This window comes from Nocardia uniformis NBRC 13702 (assembly GCF_001613345.1).
In the GTDB taxonomy this organism is placed as follows: domain Bacteria; phylum Actinomycetota; class Actinomycetes; order Mycobacteriales; family Mycobacteriaceae; genus Nocardia; species Nocardia uniformis.
The window spans coordinates 14569-39703 of record NZ_BDCE01000107.1 but is presented as its reverse complement, the minus strand read 5'-3'; the positions used below and the strand labels follow the sequence as shown (position 1 = coordinate 39703).

At 66.4% G+C, this 25135-nt stretch carries 23 protein-coding genes; 12 read left to right on the top strand and 11 right to left on the bottom strand.

The features are described from left to right. Positions 1-3: 3 nt before the first annotated feature. The 7 genes from NU1_RS36450 to NU1_RS36420 form a co-directional block, all read right to left on the bottom strand. Positions 4-885: an esterase/lipase family protein gene (locus NU1_RS36450; RefSeq protein ID WP_084522142.1), complete on the bottom strand. Its 882-nt coding sequence runs from the start codon at positions 883-885 to the stop codon at positions 4-6. Further along, the gene (locus tag NU1_RS36445; RefSeq protein WP_067528785.1) at positions 882-2456 is read right to left on the bottom strand and encodes a beta-N-acetylhexosaminidase; all 1575 of its coding nucleotides are present in this window, start codon (positions 2454-2456) and stop codon (positions 882-884) included. Before NU1_RS36445 ends, NU1_RS36450 begins: the two co-directional genes overlap by 4 nt. Beyond that, positions 2453-4042 carry a CocE/NonD family hydrolase gene (locus NU1_RS36440; RefSeq protein ID WP_084522140.1) on the bottom strand — a complete coding sequence of 530 codons (1590 nt, stop codon included), beginning with the start codon at positions 4040-4042 and terminating at the stop codon, positions 2453-2455. The genes NU1_RS36445 and NU1_RS36440 overlap by 4 nt, the downstream gene beginning before the upstream one ends. Positions 4043-4339: 297 nt before the next feature. Next, a complete protein-coding gene (locus NU1_RS36435) occupies positions 4340-5128 on the bottom strand; it encodes a DeoR/GlpR family DNA-binding transcription regulator (protein ID WP_067528783.1) in 789 nt (262 codons plus the stop codon). Next, positions 5125-6009: a carbohydrate ABC transporter permease gene (locus NU1_RS36430; RefSeq protein ID WP_084522139.1), complete on the bottom strand. Its 885-nt coding sequence runs from the start codon at positions 6007-6009 to the stop codon at positions 5125-5127. The genes NU1_RS36435 and NU1_RS36430 overlap by 4 nt, the downstream gene beginning before the upstream one ends. Further along, positions 6006-6902 (bottom strand): carbohydrate ABC transporter permease, encoded by an 897-nt coding sequence (locus tag NU1_RS36425; RefSeq protein ID WP_067528782.1) that lies wholly within the window; start codon positions 6900-6902, stop codon positions 6006-6008. Before NU1_RS36425 ends, NU1_RS36430 begins: the two co-directional genes overlap by 4 nt. After that, a complete protein-coding gene (locus NU1_RS36420) occupies positions 6899-8152 on the bottom strand; it encodes an extracellular solute-binding protein (RefSeq protein ID WP_245720478.1) in 1254 nt (417 codons plus the stop codon). The genes NU1_RS36425 and NU1_RS36420 overlap by 4 nt, the downstream gene beginning before the upstream one ends. 150 nt (positions 8153-8302) lie before the next feature. Between NU1_RS36420 and NU1_RS36415 the strand changes: the two genes are divergently transcribed. The 8 genes from NU1_RS36415 to NU1_RS36375 all read left to right on the top strand — a co-directional run bounded on the left by NU1_RS36415 (position 8303) and on the right by NU1_RS36375 (position 15532). Beyond that, positions 8303-9217, top strand: coding sequence for an SIS domain-containing protein (locus tag NU1_RS36415; RefSeq protein WP_067528824.1), 915 nt, complete (start codon positions 8303-8305; stop codon positions 9215-9217). Between the two features lie 10 nt (positions 9218-9227). Further along, positions 9228-10220, top strand: a complete 993-nt coding sequence (locus NU1_RS36410) for an ROK family protein (RefSeq protein WP_245720477.1) — start codon at positions 9228-9230, stop codon at positions 10218-10220. Positions 10221-10510: 290 nt separating this feature from the next. Further along, positions 10511-11665: an N-acetylglucosamine-6-phosphate deacetylase gene (nagA, locus tag NU1_RS36400; RefSeq protein ID WP_067528780.1), complete on the top strand. Its 1155-nt coding sequence runs from the start codon at positions 10511-10513 to the stop codon at positions 11663-11665. Beyond that, on the top strand, positions 11662-12612 hold the full coding sequence (locus NU1_RS36395) for a 1-phosphofructokinase family hexose kinase (protein WP_067528779.1): 951 nt from the start codon (positions 11662-11664) through the stop codon (positions 12610-12612). Before nagA ends, NU1_RS36395 begins: the two co-directional genes overlap by 4 nt. Beyond that, the gene (locus NU1_RS36390) at positions 12609-13436 is read left to right on the top strand and encodes a class II fructose-bisphosphate aldolase (RefSeq protein ID WP_067528778.1); all 828 of its coding nucleotides are present in this window, start codon (positions 12609-12611) and stop codon (positions 13434-13436) included. Before NU1_RS36395 ends, NU1_RS36390 begins: the two co-directional genes overlap by 4 nt. Before the next feature lie 40 nt (positions 13437-13476). Further along, positions 13477-14424, top strand: coding sequence for a hexose kinase (locus NU1_RS36385; RefSeq protein ID WP_245720476.1), 948 nt, complete (start codon positions 13477-13479; stop codon positions 14422-14424). Between the two features lie 149 nt (positions 14425-14573). Beyond that, complete coding sequence (locus NU1_RS36380; RefSeq protein WP_084522136.1) at positions 14574-14975, top strand: hypothetical protein; 402 nt, start codon at positions 14574-14576, stop codon at positions 14973-14975. Positions 14976-15130: 155 nt separating this feature from the next. After that, complete coding sequence (locus NU1_RS36375; protein WP_067528777.1) at positions 15131-15532, top strand: hypothetical protein; 402 nt, start codon at positions 15131-15133, stop codon at positions 15530-15532. 18 nt (positions 15533-15550) lie between these two features. Here the strand turns inward: NU1_RS36375 and NU1_RS36370 are convergent, their stop codons facing one another. Together NU1_RS36370 and NU1_RS36365 are read right to left on the bottom strand one after the other, a co-directional pair. Further along, a complete protein-coding gene (locus NU1_RS36370) occupies positions 15551-16564 on the bottom strand; it encodes an XdhC family protein (RefSeq protein WP_067528776.1) in 1014 nt (337 codons plus the stop codon). Continuing rightward, complete coding sequence (locus NU1_RS36365; protein WP_067528775.1) at positions 16564-17337, bottom strand: nucleotidyltransferase family protein; 774 nt, start codon at positions 17335-17337, stop codon at positions 16564-16566. Before NU1_RS36365 ends, NU1_RS36370 begins: the two co-directional genes overlap by 1 nt. Before the next feature lie 66 nt (positions 17338-17403). On the opposite strand from NU1_RS36365, the gene uraD reads away from it, so the two are divergent. Then, positions 17404-18237, top strand: coding sequence for a 2-oxo-4-hydroxy-4-carboxy-5-ureidoimidazoline decarboxylase (uraD, locus tag NU1_RS44425; RefSeq protein ID WP_371859871.1), 834 nt, complete (start codon positions 17404-17406; stop codon positions 18235-18237). A 6-nt stretch (positions 18238-18243) separates the two neighbouring features. Here the strand turns inward: uraD and NU1_RS36355 are convergent, their stop codons facing one another. Then, positions 18244-20877: a tetratricopeptide repeat protein gene (locus tag NU1_RS36355; RefSeq protein WP_067528773.1), complete on the bottom strand. Its 2634-nt coding sequence runs from the start codon at positions 20875-20877 to the stop codon at positions 18244-18246. A gap of 222 nt (positions 20878-21099) precedes the next feature. Between NU1_RS36355 and NU1_RS36350 the strand changes: the two genes are divergently transcribed. Both NU1_RS36350 and NU1_RS36345 read left to right on the top strand, forming a co-directional pair. Further along, the gene (locus NU1_RS36350) at positions 21100-21504 is read left to right on the top strand and encodes a hypothetical protein (RefSeq protein ID WP_157553487.1); all 405 of its coding nucleotides are present in this window, start codon (positions 21100-21102) and stop codon (positions 21502-21504) included. After that, positions 21501-21740 carry a hypothetical protein gene (locus NU1_RS36345; protein ID WP_157553485.1) on the top strand — a complete coding sequence of 80 codons (240 nt, stop codon included), beginning with the start codon at positions 21501-21503 and terminating at the stop codon, positions 21738-21740. Before NU1_RS36350 ends, NU1_RS36345 begins: the two co-directional genes overlap by 4 nt. 16 nt (positions 21741-21756) lie before the next feature. On the opposite strand, the gene NU1_RS36340 is transcribed toward NU1_RS36345, so the two are convergent. Continuing rightward, positions 21757-22923 (bottom strand): alpha/beta hydrolase family protein, encoded by a 1167-nt coding sequence (locus NU1_RS36340; protein WP_067528770.1) that lies wholly within the window; start codon positions 22921-22923, stop codon positions 21757-21759. Positions 22924-23357: 434 nt separating this feature from the next. On the opposite strand from NU1_RS36340, the gene aceA reads away from it, so the two are divergent. Continuing rightward, on the top strand, positions 23358-24647 hold the full coding sequence (aceA, locus tag NU1_RS36330; protein ID WP_067528820.1) for an isocitrate lyase: 1290 nt from the start codon (positions 23358-23360) through the stop codon (positions 24645-24647). Positions 24648-25135 lie beyond the last annotated feature (488 nt).

Here is a 25135-nt window from a genome sequence, read left to right as displayed (position 1 = left end):
CGTCTAGGCCGACCCCAATTGTTCGAGAATCCACTGGTTCACCACCGGATCACGCGGCATGTCCTTGTGCGTGACATAGCCCGGCCGTAGGTCCTGGACGAACTGGTTGACCACACCGGGCTCCTCGATGAAGGAAGCCGCACCGGCGGGCGTGTTCGTCATATCGTCGCGAGTGGCGAGGACGGCGTAGCGCACATTCGGTTGCGCGATGGGACCGGAGTTCAAGGCGCGGATGAAATTCGAGCCCACCTCCTGGTCGGCGCAGGCCGCGCAGAATGTGGGCAGCACAGCGGTGTCGATGACATCGCGCACCGCGGGCACACCATCCAGCAGGCCGACCAGGCCGAGCAGGTCGGTGCCGTGAGTGGTGGGAGCCAACAGGATCTCGGAGTGCACCTTCGCGGCCCCGCCCAGATTCTTGGCGTAGTACTCGGCGATCAGACCGCCCTGCGAGTGGCCGACGAGTTCGACCCGGTCCGCACCGGTCACCGCCAGGACCTGGTCGATGAAGGCCGCGATTTCAGTGGCGGAGCGGTCTACGGGGGCAACGCCCCCGAGCGGGAGAAAGCCCCCTCCCGCGCCGTAGGTCAGGGCATATGCGCAATATCCTGCCGCGATCAGCTTGGGATACAACACATCCCACGCCGTGGCGTCGTCCATCGTGCCGTGAATCAGCACGACCGGTCGGGGGCGGTCGGCCGCTGGTCGGCAGGGCAGCACTTCGCCACCGGGGTTCGCGACAGCTACGACGGCCGGGGCCTGCCGGTCGATGGCTGGTGCGGCGACGGTTGGTGCGGCGAGCGCCAGGATGGCGGCCGCCACTATCGCTGAGCACCCGCCGGTGCGACCGATCCGTCCCACTGGCGCTTGGCTTTTCCCTGTCATGGTGCGGGGCTCCCCACGGCTCGAACACGATCGGTGAATTCGTCGTAGCCGACGCCACCGGTGCCCGACCACAGCTGTTGCGCCATGATAGGCAGCCGGGCCTGGATCGGGCCGACCATCTGCTGTTCGGTCATGGCGGTCGGATCATCGCACCAGACGTAGAGTTTCGAGCCGAGCAGCTGCGACCGCTGATCCGGGCGCAGCCGGGTGCCGTTGACGAACAACCCCGGATCCCAGGCGTAGAGCAGCTCGGGTGGAGCGTTCAGGGGAGCCGCGTACCCGCCGGTGGCCCAGTAGGTGGGGGTGAAGGCCGCATTGCTGAGGGTGCGACCCTGGTCCGCCAGTTGTTCCGGACCGTTGTCGTTGCCGACCCAGGGGAGTAGACCGTTTCCGGCGGTCCAGTGATCGACAATGATCGAGGTGTCGATGGAAATACTCCCGCCGTGCGGGATTCCGTCGTTCCACATGCGCGGTGTCTTGCCGTAGGACCGCACGATCGCACCGGCCCAATTGAAGAAGTCCGCGATCAGATCCGGCGCACCGAACCGCGGGCCGAGGGTGGTGCGGGCCGCCGCGTCGAGCTGTGGATAGCGGCTGTAGTCGCTGGCGTATTCGTCACCACCGATATGGAAGTAGTGGCTGGGGAACTGCGGCACGAATTCGCGCAGCAGATCCTCGATCAGTGGACGGGCACGGGGATTCGAGAGATCGATTCGACCTTCCGCCGTGCCCGCGAGCAGGCTGTCGGTGACGGAGTCGACGGGGGAGGTGAACGCCGGATGCAGGATCAGCTCCGGATGCGGTTCGAGGATCGCGTTCATATGGCTCGGGAAGCCGATCTCCGGAACCACGTCGATACCGTATTCGGCCGCATACGAGATGATCTCGGAAATATTCGCCGGACTGTAGTGCTCCGGCGAGGTGATCTCGGGATGGCTCTTGCTCTCCAGCCGGAAGCCGTACCGGTCGGACAGGTGCATATGCAGCACGTTCATCCGGTAGTACGCCATCTCGCGAATGCGCTGTTTGATCCAGTCGACGCTGAGGAATTGACGGCCGAGATCGAGCGAGAGCCCACGCTCGACATAATCCGGCCGATCGGAGACGGTACCGCCCGGCAGGGCTCGGCGCTGCGAAAACCATTGCAGCAGTGTTTGTGCACCGTGCATTACGCCCGCGCGGGTACGGGCCGACACCGTCACGGTAGCCGCGATATCGATGCGATACGCCTCCGCCTGCGCGGGCCCCGAATCATCCACGCGCAGCACCACATCACCCGGTCGGGCAACGCCGGATGTCACCGTGGTGGCGTGTCCGGCGCGGTGCAGATCCTCGGCGAACCGCCCGGCAACCGCTCCCGCTCCCGCTCCGGCCACAACGCGGACGGTGTCGGGGAGCTCGAAGCGGCCGGTGCCGGGCTGCCATTCGCGCACACTCGGTACCGATATCGGCAGTACCGGTGTGGATTCCGCCCGCGCCGTAGGTGCGGACCGGAACGGCAGAGCGAATAGGGCGGCCAGAAACAGCCCGACCGCCAGGACGACTCCGACAGCACGCGGCGCATACGTCACGGCGCGTGCACCGGGATATCCACCGTCGATGGCGCGGCGAAGGTGACAATGCTGCCCATCGGCGTCGCGCTGGTGAACGGTACCGGATCCTGTGAGGTGACGGTGAGGGTCAGTCGATGTCCGGGTGCGAGGTTCCAATACGTCGGCGCGAGTTGCCATTCCATGCTGGTCGACGCGCCCGGAATCAGGCCGTGCCGGGTGAGCGGCCAATAGGTGATCGGGGTTCCGGCGCCGTCCGGCGCTTCGTCCCACAGTATGCCGATCAATGTCAGGTCCGAACTCGGCGGCAGCACAGTGAGGTTCAGTTTCGGTGCGCCCGATACCAGGCCTCCGGTCGCGAACGGCGCGGTGCGCCAGACACCCGCCAGATTGCGGTCGACGGCACCGAGCGGAGTCGGCGGCGTCACTCCCAGTTGCGCCAGCACGCCACTGACATAGGGCACCGCCGATACGGCGATGGTGGGTCCGGAAACCAGGGGCTGCACCCAGGATTCGGCCGGATTCGCTCCCAGCACGCCTGCCGCGGGTGTGGAGAGCGCGAACGATGTGGGTTCGGCCAGCGCGGCAGCCACCGATGGGTAGTGCACGTGCGGTCCGGTGAGCCCGCCATTCGCGGCCACGATATTCACCACCGGCTCCCGGTCGATGCCATTGTCGGCACCGTTGACGAAGTGGTCGAGCCAGCGAATCCCGGCGTCCCAGATGGGATTCGGCAATCCGGCTACCTGGCCGCCGCCTCCGCCGGTGGAGTGGTCGCCCGGCCGCATGTACAGCATTCTGGGCCCGGTCAACTGGTCGAACATGGTGTAGACCGGTCCCGACGGCAGCAGGCTGTCCTGCCAGTCGTGGGCAAGGAATACCGCGGTGCCATTGGCATTCAGTTTCGGAATGGCATCGGCGAGCAGCTTGCCGTGCGGGAGCGCGAACGCGGTGGCGTCATTGCCCATAATCGCGCGCAGACCGCGTTCGACCAGCTCCGCGCTGAACCGATTGGTTGCCGCGCCGGCCGCGGCGAGCGCGATGGGCCCACCGGTCTTCGGCGTTCCGTTCGGCGCGAGGGCCTCGGCCACATCGCCGGGTGGGGAATCGGAGACCACTGCCCGCACGCGCGGATCGTGTGCCGCGGCAATGAGGGCCATACCCGCGCCGTACGAACCACCCGCCACCGCAATGCGTTCCGGATCGACATTCAGATTCGCGATGGCCCAGTCGATGAGCGCGGACGCGTCCTCGGCATCCTTGCGGCCGAGCATGTCGACCTCACCCTCGGATAGGTACATACCGCGCGCGGTGTATTCGATCGAGACGAAGTCCGCCCCGCTGGAGAGCTTGTACGCCGACCCGATACTGCCCATGGCGGGCATACCCCATCCGGAGGGCTGGAGCACCAGCGGAACCTTGTGTGTGCCGATATCCGGCGGCGCCGTGATGATGGCATTGAGCCGGACCCCGTCCGCGCCCGGTATGAAGAGGGTGGTGATCTGTCCGCCGGGGATGGGCGCGGCCGTCGCGGGTGCGGCGCTTAGCGCCGACGCGGCGGTAATGAGGACCGCCGCGGCCACGGCTCCGAACAGTCGAGTCGGCATGGGGGTCTCGCGTCAGCGCAGGGTCGTGATGAGCTGACCGAGGTTGTGCAGCAATGACATCGGGGACATGAGCAGGTAGCCGACGATTGTGCCGACCAGATCGGGTGCGGGGAGTTCGTGCATCGGCAGTCCTAGTTCGACAGGCGTTGCCAGTAGCGTAAATGCGTATTTATGCTCTGTCTAGATTGAAAACAATCATTAACAATCATTGCAATCAATGGGCCGCCGGAGTTCGGGCACGGCGAAGGGCCGTTCGGCCACAGTGGCCGAACGGCTCCGCTCCTGCGATTCCTCAGGTCAGACCAGGTCCACGCGGACCCCGGCCGCGCGAATATCGGCCACCACCCCGGCGTCGGCATCGGTATCGGTGACCAGCACGTGTACCTGCTCGATGGCGCAGATCCGGGCCAACGCGGTGCGCAGCAGCTTGTCCGACGGGGTCACCACGATGACCTCCGCGGACTGGCGCACCATCGCGGCGCTGACCCCGGCCTCATCCAGATGACGGCACTGCGCCCCACCGTTTGCCGAAATGCCGTTCACGCCCAACACCGCCGCATCCAAACGCAATTCGGCCAGCGCCCGCTCGGTCAGCGGCCCGTGCAGCTCATACGATTCCCGCCGGGCGATCCCACCCAGGCAGATGGTGCGCAGATGTGGCCGCAACACCATCTCGGTCGCGATATTGAGGGCATTGGTGACAATGGTCAGCTGATCGTCCTCGGTGGCGGACAGATCCGAACGTCCGGCCAACGCCCGCGCCACCGCGCTGGTGGTGGTGCCGCCATTGAGCCCCACCACCGCGGTCGGCGGCAGCAGTCCCGCGGCGTGTTCGGCAATACGGGCCTTGGCTTCGTCACCGTGCCGGTAGCGGGCGGGCAGGTCGTAGGCCACCGAGGTGGCCACGATCCCGCCGTGTGTCCGGGTCGCCAGCTGCTGTTCGGCCAGCGCGGTGAAATCGCGACGCACCGTGGCCGCGGAGACACCGAGCCGCTCGGACGCCTCCTCCACCGACAACCGTCCGGTATCGGAGAGCAACTCCAGCAGCCGGTTCCAGCGCTGCGGGCGATCGTTCGGAGCGGTCACTTCACACTGCCAGCCGTGAGACCGGCGACCAGGCGCTTCTCGATGAGCGCGAAGAGAATGACAACAGGCACGATGCCGACCGTAGATATAGCGAACACATATTGCCAAGCCGTGTCGTACTGACCGATGAATTTCGTCAGCGCCACCGATAGTGGCTGATTCTCGGCGGTGGTCAGAATGACCAGGCTGGCGGCGAATTCGTTCCAGCACGACACCACCACGAAGATGGTCGCGGTGACAATGCCCGGCCAGACCAGCGGCAGGCTCACCCGGAACAGGGTCTGCGCGCGGCTGAGACCGTCCAATTGGGCGGCCTCCTCGATCTCCGCCGGTATCGAGGCGAAGAAGCTGTGCAGAATCCACACCGCGAACGACAGGTTGAAGGCGGCGTTCACCAGGATCATGGCCAGCCAGGTGTCATTGATGCCGAGGGCAAAGAATTCGCGAATCAACCCGGTGACCAGGACCGTCGGCTGCAGCATCTGGGTAATGAGCACCAGGCCGAGGAAGATGGCGCGGCCCGGGAAGCGCCGTCGCGCACTGTAGTAGGCGGCCGGGATGGCGACAATCAACACCAGCGCTGTCGCGAACGTCGAGATGATGACGGTGCTCGCCAGATTGAACGGCAGGGGGGTCTCCGGGGTGTCCCACATGGTGGCGTAATTGCCCGGATGCCACTGCTCCGGCAGATAGGTGGGTGGGATGCGCAGGATCTCGGCCCGGGATTTGAGCGAACCCAGCACCATGACGAGGTAGGGCACCAGGAAGATCGCGGCGATCAGCACACCGATGGCGGTCAGCCCCCAGCGGCGTCGCGTCCTCGGTGGCGCAATGATCTCCAAGCTTTCGACCCCGGGCGTGGGGGTGGGGGTGGCTGTCATTCGTCCACCCCGCGCGTCGGGCGGACCACCTTCACGTAGATCGCGATAATCACCACGATGAGCCCGAAATTCAGCACGCTCATTGCCGCCGCGGTATCGATCTGCTGGTTCTGCCGGATCAGTTTGAAGGTCAGGGTGGTCGTGGTGTCGGCGGAGAATCCGGCGATACTGCCGGTCAGCACCTGCAGAATCGGCAGCGAATTGAAGACATTGATGATGTTGATAATGGTGGCCACGGCGATCGCGGGCCGCAGCTGCGGCAGGGTGAGATAGCGGTAGCGCTGCCACGCGCTCGCGCCGTCGACCCGCCCCGCCTCCCCGAGTTCGGCCGGAATCGAATGCAGCCCAGCGAGAATCGTGTACGTGGTGAACGGTATGGAGACGAAGACCGCCACCCCGATGGCGACCATGAACGCCTCGGTGGGCTGTTTGGTGAAGCCGAACCCGCGCTCCAGCAGCCCGATATCGACCAGGAACCGATTGGCGATGCCGACGTCCGGATCCAGCATGTAGTAGAAGATCGTCGTCGTCATGACCACCGATGCCGCCCAGGGCACCAGCACCGCCAACCGCACCGCGGTACGGCCCGGGAAGTCCTTGTTCAGGAATTGCGCCAGCGCCGCCGACAGCAGCAGGGTGATGAGTACGACCGCCACCACCCAGATCACCGTGTGCAGCAGCACCGAGGCGAGCTCCGGAATCCGAAACAGGGTGCGGTAATTGGCCAGTCCGGCCGAACCGCGATCCTGGCCGTAGCTGTTCAGGTCGCGGGTGCTGGTCCACACCATGTACCCGGCCGGAAAGGCGACGATGGCCGCGATCAGGACCAGGACCGGGCCGATCCACGGTAGGGCGGCCAGCCCCGCCGTGAATCGTGTCTTGCCGCGGCTCAACTCGCCGCCTGTTGGATCTTCCGCAGTACCTCGGCCGGATCGGCGCCCTGGGCGATGGTGCCCATCTGCTGCTGCATCGTGCCTTGGGCCGCAGCCCATTTCGGATTGTTGCTGGGGTAGAACTCGGCGGTGGGCAGGGTGGCGGAGAACGCCTCGGCCACCGGATCGTCGGCGAGCGCCTCCGCACCGCTGACGGTGATCGGAATGAAGTTCTCGTTGCTGACGAATTTGGCGTAGGAGGCGGGCGCGTAGAAGAAGCTCAGGAACTTCTCGATGGCGGCCTGCTTGCCGCCGTCCTTCTTGAACGCCATCAGGTGGTCGGCCACGCCGAGGGTCACCGGTGCACCGGTCTTGGTCGGCGTCGGCGCGGTGGCGTACTTCAGGCTGGGGTTCTTCTCCGCGATCTGGCCGATGGTGGGCGGTAGGCCCTCGATCATGCCGATCTTGCCCTGGATGAAGGCATTGATCACGTCGGCGCGGTCGGTCGCGCCCGGGTTGGGTTGTGTCACACCGGCATCGATGATCGCGCGCATGGCGCGCACACCCTCCAGGTTGGCGGGCGTATCGATGGTGAGGGTATCGCCGTCGGACCAGGATCCGCCCGCGCCGAAGGTCCAGATGGAGGTTTCGGCTTGAGCTTCCTCGCTACCCAGCGGCAGGCCGTAGCCGGAGATGCCGTCGCCGAGGGCCTGAATCTTCCGGGCCGCGTCGGTGAGTTCGGTCCAGGTCTTCGGCGGGGCGGCCACACCGGCGCGCTCGAAGAGTTCGGTGTTGTAGAAGAGGGTGCGGGTGGAGGCGAACAGCGGTAGCGCCCACTGGGTTCCGTCGATGCTGGCGTTCTCGGCGAAGCTGGGCTGGATATCGGCGAGGACCTCGGCCGAGACAATGTCCTCGGCCGGGTACAGCTGGCCGTCACCGGCGAATTCGGCGTAGGCGTCGATATTCAGGATGTCGGGTGTGGTGGACTCCGATTGCAGCTTGGTGCGCACCACATCGTTGATGGTGTCCCAGGATTCGACCTGCAACTTCACCGTGATGTCGGAGTTGGCCTGCTGGAAGTCGGCAATGATGCCGTCCCACAGTGCTTTCGTGCCGTTCGCGCCATCGCTGTAGCTGGGGACGAGCAGGTTGATCACATTCGGGTCGTTGCTGGAATCGTCGTCGCCGCCGAAGCCGCAGGACGCGGTTGTCAGCGCTGCGGCGGTGAGCATGGCGACCCCCGTCAGTACGCGATGGAGTGAAATTTTCACGAGTCGAACCTTTCGCTGCACACACCCGGCTCGAGCGCGGGATGATGAAACCGATCGGGAGGTGCTGAGTAATTTAGTCCAGCCGTGATCGTTTGTGACAAGTTTGGCCGTAAATTTGACATGAACGATCACGCGGAGCACGCTGATCTGGTGACGAAATCCGTCGAACCAATCCCCGCGCCCCATCTCGCCGCCGAGATCGCTACCCAGCCCGACGACTGGGCCGCCGCCGCGGCGATCGCCGCCGCGCACCGTGACGTACTGCCGCAACCCGGTGAACGCGTCGCCGCGATCGGTTGTGGCACTTCGTTGTTCATGGCACGCGCTTTCGCATCCCGGCGCGAGGCCGCCGGACAGGGATTGACCGACGCCTGGCCCGCCGGGCAGCCACCCACCGGGCGCGAGTACGACCGCTATCTGGTGATCTGCCGCTCCGGCACCACGACCGAGGTCATCGAGGCCATGCGCGGTCTGCCCGCACGGGTGCCGCGTACCGTCATCTGCTCGAGCCCGGGAACACCGGTACTCGAACTCGGTGACGCCATCCTGGTCGATCAGGTGGATGAGCGGTCGGTGGTGCAGACACGGTTCGCCACCACCACTTCCGCGATACTGCGCTGGCATCTCGGCGAAGATTTGACGCCGGTGATCGCGCAGGCGCGGGCGGTACTGGCCGAGGATGCCGCGACCGCCCTGGGGGCGGTGCGCTACGCCGACCAGATCAGTTTCGTCGGAATGGGTTTCGCCGCCGCGCTGGCCGAGGAGGCGGGATTGAAACTTCGCGAGGCATGCCAGTCCTGGACCGAGGCGTATCTGGCCACCGAATACCGGCACGGGCCGATCAGTATTGCCGCGCCGGGACGCGCGGTATGGGCATTCGGGCCGCTACTGCCGGGCTTTGCCGAGGAGGTGGCCGCGACCGGTGCGCATTTGGAGCACCGCGCGATCGACCCGATGGCGGATCTGGTTCGGGTGCACCGGCTTTGCCTGCTCCGGGCGGCGGATCTGGGTTTGGATCCCGACCATCCGCGCAGCCTGAGTCGCTCCGTGGTTCTGGATTCGTAAGGGAGACACCGTGAGCTCGCAGGTCGTGCCCGGAGTGCGGGCGGTGGTGAGTGCGCCCGCGGGTGTGACGCACCCGCACGCCGAACTGGGGGAGCAGGCGCTGGTCCTCGCCATGGATGTCGGCGGCACCACGATCAAGGCCGAGATCGCCGACGCCGCAGGTGAAGTGCTGGTGGCGGACGCGGTGGCGACTCCGCAGGGCGAGGCGGCGTTCGATGCGATGGGCGAGCTGGGCGATGTGCTGCTGAGCGGGTTGTCGGCCGCGGACCGCGGCCGGGTGGCGCGGGCCGCGGTGTTATTGCCCGGCATTGTCGACCCGGTTCGCTCGATCGCGGTGTTCAGCGCCAATGTCGGCTGGCGAGATGTCGAGGTGGGGACGCGATTCAGCCGACGATGGTCGATGCCGGTGCTGATCGAACACGATGTGGCCGTGGCCGGATGGGCCGAATGGCGGTTCGGGGCGGGGCAGGGTCGAGACACCGTATGCGTGGTGATCATCGGGACCGGGATCAGCGGGACGCTGTCCGTTGGTGGACGACTCGTGCGCGGCGGTATCGGGCAGGCGGGCGAGTACGGGCATATCGCGGTGCGGCGCGACGATGGACTCCCGTGCCCCTGCGGCAATACCGGATGTGTGGAGACGGTAGCGTCCGCGAACGGCATCGCCCGCGCCTACCGGCGGCGGACCGGGCACGAGAATATCGGCGCGGCGGAAATTTTCGGCCGGATGGACAGCGACGTCGATGCGAAAGCCGTGGTGTCGGATGCGGTCGCGGCTCTGGCGGACGGGCTGCTGGGCGTGATCCACGCGGTGAGCCCTGAGCTGATCGTCGTGGGCGGCGGTTTGGCGGGAGCCGGTCCAACACTGTCTGAGCGACTGCACCGGGCGCTCCGGGAGCGGCTGCGGGTGGTGCCCGCACCCGAGGTGACCATCGGTCGATTCGGCGCGCGCGCCGGACTGGCAGGGGCGGCCCTGTTCGCTCGTTACGGGGCGCTCGTATGAGTCACGTCTCCGCCATTCCGGTTGTCGGTCACCCCGTCTTTCGCGTGACAGGTCACCCCGCCACGCGGGTGGTCGGCAACCTGCTCATTCGGGTGGGTGGTTCCCTGTCCGTTCGGGTGGCTGGCACCCCGCTCCTTCGGTTGCTCTCCCGCCGTGTCACACCGGCGTGCTCATGGCCGCAATCCACCGAAATTGCCCGGGGTGCAACCGATGTGAATCGCGATCAACTGCCTGCCGGGATGACGAGTGTGGTCAACGGCAGGGTGGTCGGTGGGTGACGCGGCGGCACAATGAGTCCTGAGCTACACATTCGCGGGCGGATCGTCTCGCCCGCACACAGTTTCGACGATGGCGTGGTGTCGGTCGGCGGAGAGCGGATTATCGCCGTGCGCGGATTCGCGCAATGGCGGTCGGCGCATCCGGATGCGCCGACGCCGTTATCCGGTGGCACGGTGTTGCCCGGGTTGGTAGACATCCATAATCACGGCGGGGCCGGGTTTCGGTGCGATACCACCGAGGCGGCCGACACTGTCGCGGCCGTGGAGTACCACCGATCCCGAGGTAGTACGACGGTGCTCGCGAGTATCGTCACGGCCGCCCCGGAGACGATGGTGGCGCAGGTGGGGGCACTGCGGGAGCTGGCCGAGACCGGGGTGATCGGCGGGATTCATATCGAGGGTCCCTTTCTCTCGGGTGTGCGGTGCGGGGCGCAGGACCCGCGCTACCTCCTACATCCCGATCCGGAGCTGACTCGGCGGTTCATCGATACAGCTGGCGGACAGCTGCGAATCATGACGCTCGCGCCGGAACTACCCGGGTTCGACAAGGTGGCAAGGCTTTTGACCGAGCACGGGGTGACGGTGTCGCTCGGGCACAGCGATGCTGATTACCCGACGTTCCTGGATGCTCTGCGCCCCAAGGGGTTCGCCACGTCGGTAACCCATCTGGCGAATGGCATGCCGCCACTGCATCATCGCGATCCCGGTCCGGTGGGTGCCGCCTTGACCGCCGCCGCGCGCGGGCAGGTGACCGTGGAGTTGATCGGTGACGGCATACATGTCGATCCCGGCTTCGGTGCACTGGTTTTCGCGATCGCAGCCGAGCGGGTGGCACTGATTACCGATGCCATGCAGGCGGCGGGGATGCCGGATGGCGTCTATCGGTTGGGGCCACAGGAGGTGCTGGTCAGTGCGGGCGTGGCCCGGGTGGCGAGTGGTTCCATTGCTGGCGGCACCTCGCATTTGCTCCAGTGCGTTGCCTGGGCGGTGCGCGAATGCGGGGTTCGGCTCGAGGACGCGGTGCGCGCCGCGACCCTGACGCCCGCGCGCACAGCAGGTCTCGAAGAGATCGGGGATCTGGCTGTCGGGTGCTACGCGGATCTGATTGTGGTGGATGACGACCTACGGTTGCGGCGGGTGCTGCGCCGAGGTGGGTGGCTGGCGTGATCCTCACCGTGACACTGAATCCCGCCTACGACATCACCTATGGCATCGACCGGTTGAAGCCCGGAACCGTCCATCGGGTCGCATCCGTGCGGCAGCGCGTGGGCGGTAAGGGGGTCAATGTCGCTCGGGTGTTGCACAGCCTCGGAGTGTCGGTATTGGCAACAGGTTTGGCCTCAACGGAATTCGCCGTCGAAGCCGAACACGAGTTGCCCGCCGATTTCGTACTCGGATTGCCGTGGGTGCGACGGACCATAGTCATCCAGGAAACCGGGGACGGCCACGCCACCACCGGCTTGTGGGAGCCGGGGGCGACCCCGGATGCGAGTGCCGTCGACCGGCTCAGCACTCGGGTGCGCGGTCTACTCGGGCGGACCCGGGGCCTGGTTATCTCGGGTTCGCTACCACCGCACGTGGATTCGGAGCTTCCCGCCCTACTGGCCCGAATGGCGGTCGGCGCCGGAATCCCGACCATTTGCGATGTCAGCGGAGCCGCGCTCCGGCATGCCGCACGGGTGCCGGGCGTGGTTCTCATGCCCAATGCCGACGAACTGTCCGAGCTGACCGGAACCGCACCGCATAGCCCTGCCGAGGTAGTGGCCGCGGCGCAACCGCTGCTCGATGCCGGAGTGGGCGCGGTGATCGCCACCCGCGGCGCGGACGGCATGGTCGCCGCTACCGGTACTGGCTCCTGGTCGGCCGTTGTGTCACAGCCGATTACCGGCAATACCACCGGCGCGGGCGATGCGGCGGCCGCCGCGGTGATCACCGGACTCGCCGCCGACCGGATGCCCGAGGTGCCCGCTCTGCTCGCCGCTGCCGTGGCGACCTCGGCAGCGTCGGTGGCCGCGCCACTGGCGGGCGAGATAGACCACCGGCTGCGTGAACGACTGCTCCCGACCGTTCCGGTGCGGCGCGTACCCGGACCGGAACGCGAGGAGAAGCCATGACCCTGACCCCGGTGCCCGAACTCATGACGGCCGCGCGTCCCGGCGGACTCGGGGCCTTCAATGTCATCACGCTGGAGCATGCCGAGGCCATCGCTGCCGCCGCCGAAGCCACGAAAAGGCCAGCGATACTCCAGATTTCGCAGAACACGGTGCGTTATCACGGTGGATTGAAGCCGCTCGCACGCGCCTGCCTGGCCATTGCCGAGGACAGTGCGGCATCGCTCGCGGTGCATTTGGACCATGCGACGGAGCTCGAATTGATCCGGGATGCGGTGGAATTCGGTATCGAATCGGTCATGTACGACGGTTCCGCCCTCGCCTATGCCGAAAATGTCGCCTCCACCGCCGATATCACCCGCTGGTGTCATGCGCGAGCGGTGTTCGTGGAGGCCGAACTCGGTGCGGTCGGCGGAAAGGACGGTGCGCACGCACCGGGGGTCCGCACTGACCCGCGCGAGGCTGCCGAATTCGTTTCGGCCACCGGTGTGGACGCACTGGCGGTGGCGGTCGGCTCCTCCCACACCATGGCCACCCGCGCCGCTGTCCTCGACGACGTACTCATTGCCCGACTGGCAGCGGAACTGTCCGTTCCCCTGGTGCTGCACGGCTCCTCCGGCGTTCCCGACGAGGGCCTGCGATCGGCCGTCGCACACGGCATGGTCAAGATCAATATCGGTACCCGGCTCAATATCGCCCTCACCGACGCCGTGCGTACGGCGCTGGCCGCGACCCCCACCGCATCGGACCCGCGAAAATACCTGGAACCGGGCCGGATCGGCGTCCAACGCGATGTCGAACACCACCTGCGCGTCCTGGCCTGCTGATTCAGGGCTTGCTTCTGCGGACAAGACAGGCAGAGTGGTCATGGTGATCCTCACCGTGACAATGAACCCCGCGTACGACATGACCTACCGGGTGGAGCATTTCGAGCGGGGGCGACCACATCGGGTGCGGTCGGTCGACCAGCGCATCGGCGGACGCGGCATCAATGTCACCCGGGTACTCAATCAACTGGGCCGCTACGCCCGCGCCACCGGCTTCTCCGACCACTCCTTCGCGGCGGCAGCGGAACTCGAAATGCCGGTCGACTTCGTCCACGCCTTGCCCTGGGTCCGCCGCACGGTCGTGATCAGCGAGTCCGACGACGGCACCGCCACCGCACTCTGGGAACCCGGTGCCCGCATCTCCGATCCGCACGCCGTCGACCAGCTGCGGGTGCGGGTGAGCGGCCTGCTCTCCGATACCGGCGGCCTGGTTATCGCCGGCTCCCTCCCCGGCGGGGTAGACGTGAGCCTGCCCGCCGAGCTGGCCCGCCTCGCCGTAGCTGCCGGAGTCCCGACCATCTGCGATGTCGACGGCGCCGCCCTGGAACTGGCGGCCGGAGTCCCCGGCGTAATCCTCATGCCCAACACCCATGAGCTGGAACGTCTCACCGGCCGCCCCACCCGCACCATCCCCGACATACTCGCCGCGGTCGACCCCCTCATCGCCAACGGAGTAGGCGCGGTAATCGTCACCCGAGGCGGCCTGGGTATGGTCGCGATAACCCCCGACCGAGCCTGGTCCGCCGCCCTCCCGGAACCCCTCGCAGGCAACCCCACCGGAGCCGGCGACGCCGCCGCAGCCGCCGTTATCGCGTCCCTCGCCGTTACCCGCGAACCGGACTGGCCGACCCTGCTGGCGGACGCCATCGCCATTTCGGCAGCAGCCGTGGTGATCCCGGTGGCCGGTGAGATCGACCGTGGCCTGCGCGACCGACTGGCCCCGACCGTGCGAGTCACTGAGCTGGAAGTCGTACGGGCCCGCTCCTGAACCGCCCCCTGCCCACTCGTGTCAGCGGCCGTGTCAGGGCGGTGGCTGTCCGGTGTCAGGACGGCAGGCGATTGTTGTTTCCGTAATCGAGTTGCTCGGCGAGCAGGACCGACGCCGACACGGACACAACAAATTTGAAGGAGCACGCCATGTCGATCACCATCACCCTCTCCGACCAGGACAAGGCCACCGTGCGGACCGCCGCCTACGGCGCCGTCTCGCTGCTGGCCGCCGCCAGCGCCAAGCCCCACAAGGTCGCCACGGCGGGCACCACCGCTCTGTACTCCGCGACCGGCCTGGTCGGGCATGTGCTCGCCGCGAAGTCCAAGGACATCAAATTGCAGGGCAAGACGGTCGCCGACCTTGCCGACCAGGTACTCCCGGCGCTGACCGCGGCGGTGAGCCTGTTCGAGCAGCAGGCCCCGGCCGAGGCCGACAACTTTCGCACCATCGTCTTCGTCGCATTGGAAACCGCTCAGACACAGGGCGCGCCCAGCCCGATCCTGGCCGAGATGATTCGCAAAGTCACCGAAGCCCTCCATGCCGCCTGATGGGGTGCCGGGCCGAGGTCGGGGCGACTCGCCCCGGCCTCGGTTACCCAGAACCGGCCGGTCGGCGCGCTAGTCTGGCTCGGAACCGCCGTGCCAGCGGCCGGTTCGGCTCGCGGTCCATCGGCACGGTACGCACCTGTGGGACGGGAGAGCTGATGTCCGACTGGTTTCCCCCGGAACAGGCGGAGACGGACGAATACTGCTACCTCATGCCTCGCTCGGTACGCGCGGCGCAGGTGATCGTGTTCGGGTTCGCGGGGGTCGGGATCGTGTGCACCGCCTCGTCGGGGTGGTTGCTCGGCACGCATGCGGCGCTCATGACCGCGGTGCCGTTCGTGCCGGGACTTCTGCTGGGGCTGGTGGGGCTGATCTTCAATTCCGAGGGGCAGGCGGTGCGGATTTCGGCGATTCTGGTGGCAGCGCTGAATATGCTGTGGACCGTGCCGTCCATTAGCGACGGCCGCCCACCCGGTCCGTTGGGCATTATCGCGTCGCTCGCGGTGATCATGCTGCTGTTTCGCCGCGACGCCCGGGACTGGTTCGAACCGTCCTGGTGAGATCTCGTCGTAAACGCTTCAGCGGGCTACGGGCACCGAGGCGGGGTGAATGGGCCCCGTGCGGGAGGAGAGGGGTTCCGCGGACGTGCTGGTGCGGGCGGCCAGGAGTTCGGCGGTAATGGCGAGGGCCGTTTCGGCGGGAGTGCGGCCGCCGAGATCGAGGCCGGCGGGGGCATGCAGGCGGGAGAGGGTGGCATCGTCGAAACCGCCCGCCTGGAGGGCTTCGAGGCGGCGGGAGTGGGTGACCCGCGAACCCAGCGCCGCCAGATATCCGAGTTCGGGTAGTCGGAGCGCGACCGTGAGGAGCGGGATTTCGAACTGGGCGTCGTGGGACAGCACGACTATCGCTGTGCTGCGGTCGATCTCACCTGCCGACGATTGCACATTGAGGTAGCGGTGCGGCCAGTCGGCGACCACTTCGCAGCCCGGGTACGCCTCGGGACTGGCGAAGCTCGGGCGGGCGTCACAGACGGTGACGCGGTAGTCGATGAGGCGGGCTTGGATCGCGAGAGCGGAGGCGAAAGCGTTGGCCCCCACAATGATCAGGCGCGGTGGTCGGACGAACGACGAGACGAAGATATCGGAATCCGGCAGCGAAACCAGTTCGGTGCCGTGCTTGCGATCGGTGACCAGATGCTGGCCGATCACATCCGGGTCCGAATTCCACACCACGGTGAATACGGTGACCTGCCGCTGCTGCTTGATATCCGCCGCGACCGCCGGGAATTCGGGAAAAGTGCTGCGCGAGAACGGTTCCGTGAAGACATCGATGGTGCCGACACCCTGCCCGGTATCCGGTCCGAAGCGGTGCATGGCGCGCCGACCGGTCTGCGCCGACGCGGCTGCCGCGTCGTACACGGCCGCCTCGGCACCACCCGCCGACACCGACCCGAACGCTCGTCCCTCGGCATCCACCATCATGGCCGAACCGATCGGCAATGGGGTCGATCCCATGGTGCGCACCAGGGTGGCCAGTCCGGCGATGCGGCCGCTGTGCCACACCCGCAATAGATCGTCGACGATATCCCGCATCACTTGCTCCCACTCGGCGTGTGCGAGTGCCGGGGATAGTCGTGGTCCTGCCCCGTCGCCACATCGTCACACGTGACGCACACCATATCCGCTCGTCCGCGCAAATAAGAGACCGCTCCCTCCATTCCGGATAAATGCGCGTAGACCCCGGCCCAATGCTGCCGTCCGAACATCACCGGATGTCCGGGCTTATCGTCGAAAAATGCCCGTGCCAAACCGCTTTCGGTCTCGCGGGCCGCCGCCAAGACGCGCGCCACGACCCGCGCATCCACATCCGGCGTATCCACCGGCATGATCGCCACGAACTCCGGCAGCCCGCCCTTCCCGCCTGTCATAGCTGATTCGCATGAAGGGGGCCGGTTTTTCGGTAAACCCTGGCTCGCGTCGATGCCGTCTGCCGCAACCCGCCCACGACGAATGGCCGGTCCGCCGATGACAGCGGCGAGCCCCGCACGCAGTGAGGCGCCCATTCCGGTTTTCCAGTCCGATGCCCAGACCGGTTGCACACCAGCGGGAATAAGAATGCTGTGAGTTTGCGACACCTGCCATTCGGGGCCGGTGCCGGATGCCGATTCGGAGTCGGAATCCGGAGTGCGGCGATAGGCGGGCCCGGTTGCGCCGAGCACCACGTACACGCGCTCGCACCCCCCGTCGCGCAGCGCGCCAACCGCCGAGCGCAGCCAGTCTCCGCCTTCGGCCAGCACTTTCGGATGGCCGTAGCGGGTACCCGCACCGGCTGCCAGCAGGATGCCGTCGCATCCGCGCAGAGTCATGCCGCAGACGGTAACGCGGTACGGCGATGCGCGCTGCCCGAGTGGCGGCCCGGATGATCATCGTCGATGCTGGAGGCAATGACCGATAACGCGATCACCCTCGACGAATTCGCCGCCCTCGACGATGAGGCGGCGGTGGAACTGTTGCTGACATGCTGCTCGTCCCCCGCATGGGCCCGAGGGGTAGCGGCGCGGCGGCCCTACCCGAGTATCGACGCACTGTTCGTCGCGGCCGTCGACGTCCTGGCGGAACTGCCGGAGGAGGAGATCGACCGCGCGCTCACCGGGCACCCGCGCATCGGCGACCGCCCCGACAATGCCGCCTCGGCTCGCGAACAGGCGGGTATGACCAGCGCCGATGACGAGGTTCGCACCGCCATCGCCGATGGCAATCGCGCCTACGAGGAGAAATTCGGGCACGTCTATCTGGTGCGCGCCAGCGGCCGCACCCCCGCCGAACTGCTGGAGATCCTCACCGAGCGTCTCGGCAATGACCCCGCCACCGAACGCCGCATCGTGCGGGAGCAACTCGCCGAGATCAATCACCTTCGACTGGGGCACCTGGTGAAGACTGATGCGGTGAGCACCCTGAGTACCCATGTCCTGGATGCGGTGCGCGGCACGCCCGCCGTCGATGTGTCCGTCACACTGTTCGACGCCGAGGGAGGTGAATTGGCCTCGGCGGTAACCGATGCGGACGGGCGGATCAGCGACCTCGGCGGGGAATTGACGGCCGGGCTGTACCGGCTGCGGTTCGAGACGGGGGAGTACTTCGAGAAGCAGGGCGTGGAGAGCTTCTACCCGGAGGTGACGGTGGCCTTCACCATTACCGAGACACGGCACTACCACGTACCGATCCTGCTCTCGCCCTTCGCGTACTCCACCTATCGGGGCAGCTGACGCCGCTCATTCCCAACTGTCGCAGTCGAGCCGCTCCATCTCGATTCGCACCTGCTCGGCCAGGCCCTTTACGCCCATACTCTCGTAGAGCACCAATGACTTTCGCAGAAACTCACAGGCGCGAGGGCGGTGGCGCCTACCCGAGGTGGCGGCGATACCGGCCAGGGCCCGCCAGGCGTCGGCCTCCCCGTGCGGGTCCCCATTGCGGCGGGCGACATCCAGCGAATCGGAGTAATCGCCTTGTGCCGCATCGAGATCGCCCAAATCACGCGCTATATGGCCGAGACCGCGGAGCGCATCCACCTGCAGCAGTGGGTCCCCGAGTTCGGTTCCCATGGCCCGGGATTCCTCGAATTGCGCACGGGCGGCGGTGAAGTCGCCCGACATGCGGGTGATATTGGCGAGCCCCCACAGCGACCAGCCCAGACTGTAGCGGTCGCCGATCTGTTCGGCGATATCGAGAGCCGCCTCGTAGTAGTGCCGCGCGGTCGCCGGATCGCCCCCCATACGCTCGATATGACCCAGCCCGCGAAGCGAATCGCCCTCGAACTTCAGATTCTGCAACTTGCGGGCAATGCCGAGCACATCGACATAGGCGTCCCGGGCCGAGCCGTAATCGCCGATGTGCCGGGTCACTTCGGCATACCCCCACAGGGCCGACGCCATTCGCAATTGATCGTCGGTGCGGGTGGCGATGCCGTGCGCCTCTTCGAAGCATTTGGAGGCGGTCTCGTAGTCGCATGCCAGCCGGTGCACCGTACCCAGGCCGTACAGCACATCGCATTCCGCTGTCGCATCACCGATTCCGCGGGCGATATCGAGGCCGCGGACGAATAACCACCGGGCGTCCGACCAGTGACCCAGCTCCGAGAGGTGGGAGGCCAGGAGCCGGGCGAGTTCACCGGTATCCGGTCCGGAACCCGCCACCCGGATACAGCCGAGCAGCACCTCCCGTTCCTGCGTCAACCATTCCCGTGCCCGCTCGGTCGTTCCGGACGGGTCCGGGACCGGCATATTCGGAAAACTCCCCGCCAGGTCGAACGGCCGTGGCGCGCCCACCCGCCGCGCGATCGTCAGGCAGAAGCGCACCAGCCGGGCTATGGCCGCTGCCCGCTCGCTCGGCAGATCCTCCTGATCGGCCTGCTTGCGCGCGAACAGTCGGGTCACATCGTGAATGCGATACCGCTGTCCGAACGGCCCGTTCACCGCCGGATCCAGCAATCCGACCTCGAAAATGCGGCGAATCAGGGCATTGGCGGCCAGTGGTGTCACAGCGGCCATGGGGGCCAAGGTCTCGGCGGTGATCTCCGAGCCGGGGAAGAGGCCGAGAAGCCTTACTGCCCGGCGTAATTCGGGCTCCGACAGCCGCTGATAGGACAACTCGAACGCGGCGCCCAGCGATTCCCCCTCCGCCGAGAAGAAGTCGAGAATGGGCGCGGCCAGCGACTCCTCCGATGGCGTCCCGATCGGCGCGTGCTGCACCCGATCGATCAGCTGCTGGAAATCCCGATCGGCGGCGGCGAGCATATCCGGCCCGTAATGCGCGATCTGCCCGGCGACCAGGCGAATCGCCAACGGCAACCGACCGGCCGTCTCGAGAATTCGGCGTACCGCGCCCACGTCGTAGCCGGGTGGCAGGTGGCTGAGCTTGACCAGTAGTTCCTCCGCCTCGGCGGTCGTCATGGCATCGAGTTGCATCGGCGCCGCGCCCGCCAGCCCGGTGAGTTTGTGGCGGCTGGTGATCAGGACGAAGCAGCCGGGTGCGTGCGGCAGCAACTCCCGAACCTGCTTGCTGTCCAACGCATTGTCGAAAACTATGAGCATGCGCCGGTCGCGCATTTCCGTGCGCCAGCGGTCGGCGCGGCGGCCGGCATCGTTCTCGATGGTTTCCGGTGGCACCCCGATCCGCAGCAGCAACTGCTCCAGCACGCCCGCGGGGGTGCGCGGCGTACGCCCGTCGGAATGGCCGCGCAGGTCCTCCCAGATGAAGCCGTCATAGCGGCTGGTCCCGTACTCGCCGACCAGATACCGGGCCAATGCCGTCTTTCCGACCCCGGCGAGGCCGCTGACGACGTGCACCGCTGGCCGGTGGCCGCTCAGATGCTCCGACACCCGTCGATGCAATTCCACCCGCTGGTCGTGACGGCCGATGAAAGGTGCTATTTCCCAGGGTAATCCGCGTCCCTCGACCACGGGGGACGCGGTGCAGCGGCGCGCCACCGCGGCCCGGTACGCGGCCAGGTCGCGGGCGGGCATCTTCGTCAGATCCGCGCTGTCCAGCAACTGATCCCAGCTGGCGCGGTAGATGGTGGCGAGGACTTTGAGCGTATCCACGGTCGGCCGCGGACGGTCGCGACCATTGCCGCGGGTGCGCGGCCAGGATTCGAATTCCGAGATCCGCGCCGATGTCATGGCGGCTCGCTCGTCGCCATTGGCCCGGTTGTATTCGCCCGCAGCCACATCCAGGGTGAACCCATTGGCCAGCCGCCACGCTTTGCGCGGGCGACAGCCGTGGCGCTGCAACTCCACCGCCAGCGGTTCCACCAGTTCGTGTTCGGCCAGTCCGGTCCCCAGTAGAATGCGGCGCAGACGTTTTCGCGTTTCCGCGCCGTAGTCGTCGGTTTCACCGTTCTGTGACACGGCGTGCCTCCCCAGGTGGCCGCTGACGCGGAAACCGCTCCGGCCGTTGTGAATATTTCCTTGGTACCGCTGAAATTTCCCCTGGTCAAGGGCATGCGGTCTGCCAAGAAATTTGCCGAATGGCTGAGATTCAACGCGCGCGGTCGTTTCGCGACCATTGGTTCATCTGAAGATCTCAGGCCGGATCGGGGACAGGTCCGAGTACGAGCAAAGGATGAATCAATGGCGATTATCGCTTCGGATTGGCTGATCACCAGCGATGTGGCTCACGAGGCCGCATTCCGTATCGACGTGCCCGAACCGCACCGCGGCAAGTGGGTGCTGTCCTATCTGCCGACCGCCCTCCGGCTGACCCGGGAGCAGGCGATCGCCGGGGTGGTGCTGGCCGAGATGATCCTGATCGGATTGCTGCGGCCGGACGGCGAATTCGACAATGAGATCGCGTCGCTACACGCCGGTGTCCTGGGCCTCACCATTACCGACGCCATGTGCCTCCTGGCTCTGCGCACCAGCGGGCAGGAATCGGATTCCCTGCGGCCGAACCGATCCCGGCCGGATTCCGGCGAATCCGGAGGTGCCGCGCGGTTCTGCCACCACACCACCTCGCGAAACGAGGTCAGCCGATGATGCTGATGGGATTCGGGCCGATAATCCTGCCGCTGCCACGGACGAATGCGGCCTGGTTCGCCGGATTGCTCATCGCCGTCCTGGGATTCGCCATCGTGATCATGCTGCTCGTCGTCACCAAGTGCGGCGACACCAGCTCGACCGAACCGTTCCCGGCGACCTCGCAGGCCGTGCAGGTCACGGCGAAGTGCGAGCCGTTCTGCGGAATGACCACGGGTACCGGGCTACCGGGCTGAACGCCGGCCGCTCGGCTCAGTCGAAGAGGTCGCGCACGAATGGGACCGAGTCGACCAGCGACGCATTGACCGCCCCGCTGTGATCGGTCGGGTAGGTCCGCAGCGTCACCGGTTGGCCGGTGGCCTGCATTTTCGCGGCGAAGGTCAGCGTCAGTGGGGTGAGTACATCGGTGTCCTGGAGTCCGTGGCCGAGGAAAACCGGCTTGTCGTAGCCGGATTCGGGCATGCCCATGTAGCCGGCGAGCAGGGTGGGGAGGTTCGGGATCTGTGCCAGCGGTCGCGCGAACAGGTCGCCGAGCACCACACCGCTCGCCGTCAACTCGTCGCCGAACGGTTCCAGCGTGGAGGTATTGGCGCGGGCCAGCCAATCACGGCCCGAATCATTCAGATATGACTCGATATTCAGCTCGGGGAAGGTGGTTCGCAAGCCATTGAGGATGTACAGGACGTATGCCGTGGTGTGCGCGCCGAGTTTGATCGGCGGCATATGCGGGCCGAGCGGCAACAGAATGTGTTCGATATACGCGGGTACGCCGGTGCCGACCGCACCGCGATAATCGAGTTCCGGTCCACCGAATTCGGTGGCGTAGCGCGCGGTGGTGACCGCCGCCCCGCCGCCCTGGGACTGGCCGACCACCGCCCACTTCTTGGCCAGCGAGGAATACTGCCTGGTCGCGGCCTTTACGGCGTCCACCACATTGTGCGCCTCGACCTTTCCATTCAGATACGGGTGATCGCCCGGAGTGCCGAGGCCGGCGTAATCGGCGGCCACAATGGCATAGCCCTGCTTCAGCCAGGTCCCGAGGTAGGCCCAGTCCCGTTCACGGGCACCGGGTCCGGCGATGCTGTACGCGCTCTGGTCGCCGAGTCCGATGGTGCCGTGCGCCCACGCGATCACCGGCCAGCCGCCCGCGGGTGCGTCGCCGGGCGGGAAGTACACGGCCGCACTGGTAATCGTCGGCTCGTCGCGGGCGGTGGTGCTGCGGTACAGGATCCGCTGGGAATTTTCCGAGCCCGGCAGGACGGCTTCCGGCGCGAGCGGTTCGACGGCGGTGACGGTGCCGACGGCGATATCGCCAGGATCGGGTGCGGCTATCGCGATTGGTGCCCCCACCAGGCACGCGACCGAAGTCACGGTCGATACCATGGTGACAATCCACTGTCTCCGCACAGGAACCTCCATCACGCAGTCGGACGTGTGACCACCCTAGGGCTGGGCCTCGCCGCTCGAAAAGGTGGCCGCCCCCACAGCCCTGACGATCGTTTTCACCTGTGAAGGTCCTCACACTGTCGGCCGGTCTGGTGTGTCGGCTCGCGGTGGCTGCGATCACCCAAACAGTACGAGCGTTATGCAAAACGCGAGGTCAGCGCTACTGGCAAGTAGGTTCCCCTCGGGCAATTCGCACGCAAATTTTGCAGAGTTAGCAAACTGTGATCGGAAGCTAGCTGAGATTCGCATTAGCAACAGGTAGACGGCGATTTTTTCCTGTGCCATCGTGTGGAAGTAACCACAGCAGACCTTGCAAGCCTGCAAATTGCCGCTCCAGCAGAGTTCGAACATCGCGAGCGTTCGAACCACCGGGGCACCCGAGACCGAATCAGGAAGTGGAGTCACAGATGTCGACTGTCGGCACCCCGAAGACCGCCGCGGAGATCCAGAACGACTGGGACACCAACCCGCGCTGGAAGGGCATCACCCGCAGCTACACCGCCGAGCAGGTTGTGAAGCTGCAGGGCAACGTCGTCGAGGAGCACACCCTCGCGCGTCGTGGTGCCGAGATCCTGTGGGATCTCGTCAACAACGAGGACTACATCAACTCCCTGGGCGCCCTCACCGGCAACCAGGCCGTGCAGCAGGTCCGCGCGGGTCTGAAGGCCATCTACCTGTCCGGTTGGCAGGTCGCCGGTGATGCGAACCTCTCCGGCCACACCTACCCGGACCAGTCGCTGTACCCGGCCAACTCGGTTCCGTCCGTGGTTCGCCGCATCAACAACGCGCTGCTGCGCGCCGACGAGATCGCCAAGGTCGAGGGTGACACCTCCGTCGCCAACTGGCTGGCCCCGATCGTCGCCGACGCCGAAGCCGGTTTCGGTGGCGCCCTGAACGCCTACGAGCTGCAGAAGGCCATGATCGCGGCCGGCGCCGCGGGCGTGCACTGGGAAGACCAGCTCGCCTCGGAGAAGAAGTGCGGCCACCTCGGTGGCAAGGTGCTGATCCCGACCCAGCAGCACATCCGCACCCTGACCTCGGCTCGCCTCGCGGCCGACGTCGCCGGTGTCCCGTCGGTCATCATCGCGCGCACCGACGCCGAGGCCGCCACCCTGATCACCTCCGATGTGGACGAGCGCGACCGCGAGTTCCTGGACGGCACCCGTACCGCCGAGGGCTTCTTCGGCGTGAAGAACGGCATCGAGCCCTGCATCGCGCGTGCCAAGGCCTACGCCCCGTACTCCGACCTCATCTGGATGGAGACCGGCGTGCCGGACCTCGAGGTCGCGCGCAAGTTCGCCGAGGCCGTCCGCAGCGAGTTCCCGGACCAGCTGCTGGCCTACAACTGCTCGCCTTCGTTCAACTGGAAGGCGCACCTGGACGACGCGACCATCGCGAAGTTCCAGCGTGAGCTCGGCGCGATGGGCTTCAAGTTCCAGTTCATCACCCTGGCCGGCTTCCACTCGCTCAACTACGGCATGTTCGACCTGGCGCACGGCTACGCCCGCGAGGGCATGACCGCCTTCGTCGACCTGCAGGAGCGCGAGTTCAAGGCCGCCGCCGAGCGTGGCTTCACCGCCGTCAAGCACCAGCGTGAGGTCGGCGCCGGCTACTTCGACACCATCGCCACCACCGTTGACCCCAACACCAGCACCGCTGCGCTGAAGGGCTCGACCGAAGAGGGCCAGTTCCACTGAGCTAGTCCGCCTCTCCGCGACTTCAGCGCGCAGCTGAGATCCGTTCTCAGTCATGCACGCGTGGTGCGGTCAGGTGCAGAACCAACTTTGGGCGTACCCCCGGAGTTACCCCGTCCTCACGAAATCAGTTGTCGCGTTCGGTGACAACAGATTCTGAGGGCTCCCCGGGGCGGCAGTCGCATCACAGCATCGGCCGCCCCGGGACCTCGGAACTCTGTCGAGATTTGCAGGACTCTCGACGGACGTTCTCCAGCCCTTCCCGTCGACAGCCCCGGCGGGGAGGGCCGTTTCATATAGTTTTAAATCGGAAAGTGGCAACTGATTTCGGAAGGTTCGGGGTAACTCCCCGGGTACGCCCAAAATTGGTTCGGTACCCAACCGCCGCCACGCGTGCACGACGGTGAACGGCTCTAAGCCGGGCGCTGAGTACTCGGAGAGGCGGCACAGCGCCTTCACCCATAGCCACGACGGCCAACAACAGCAGGAGT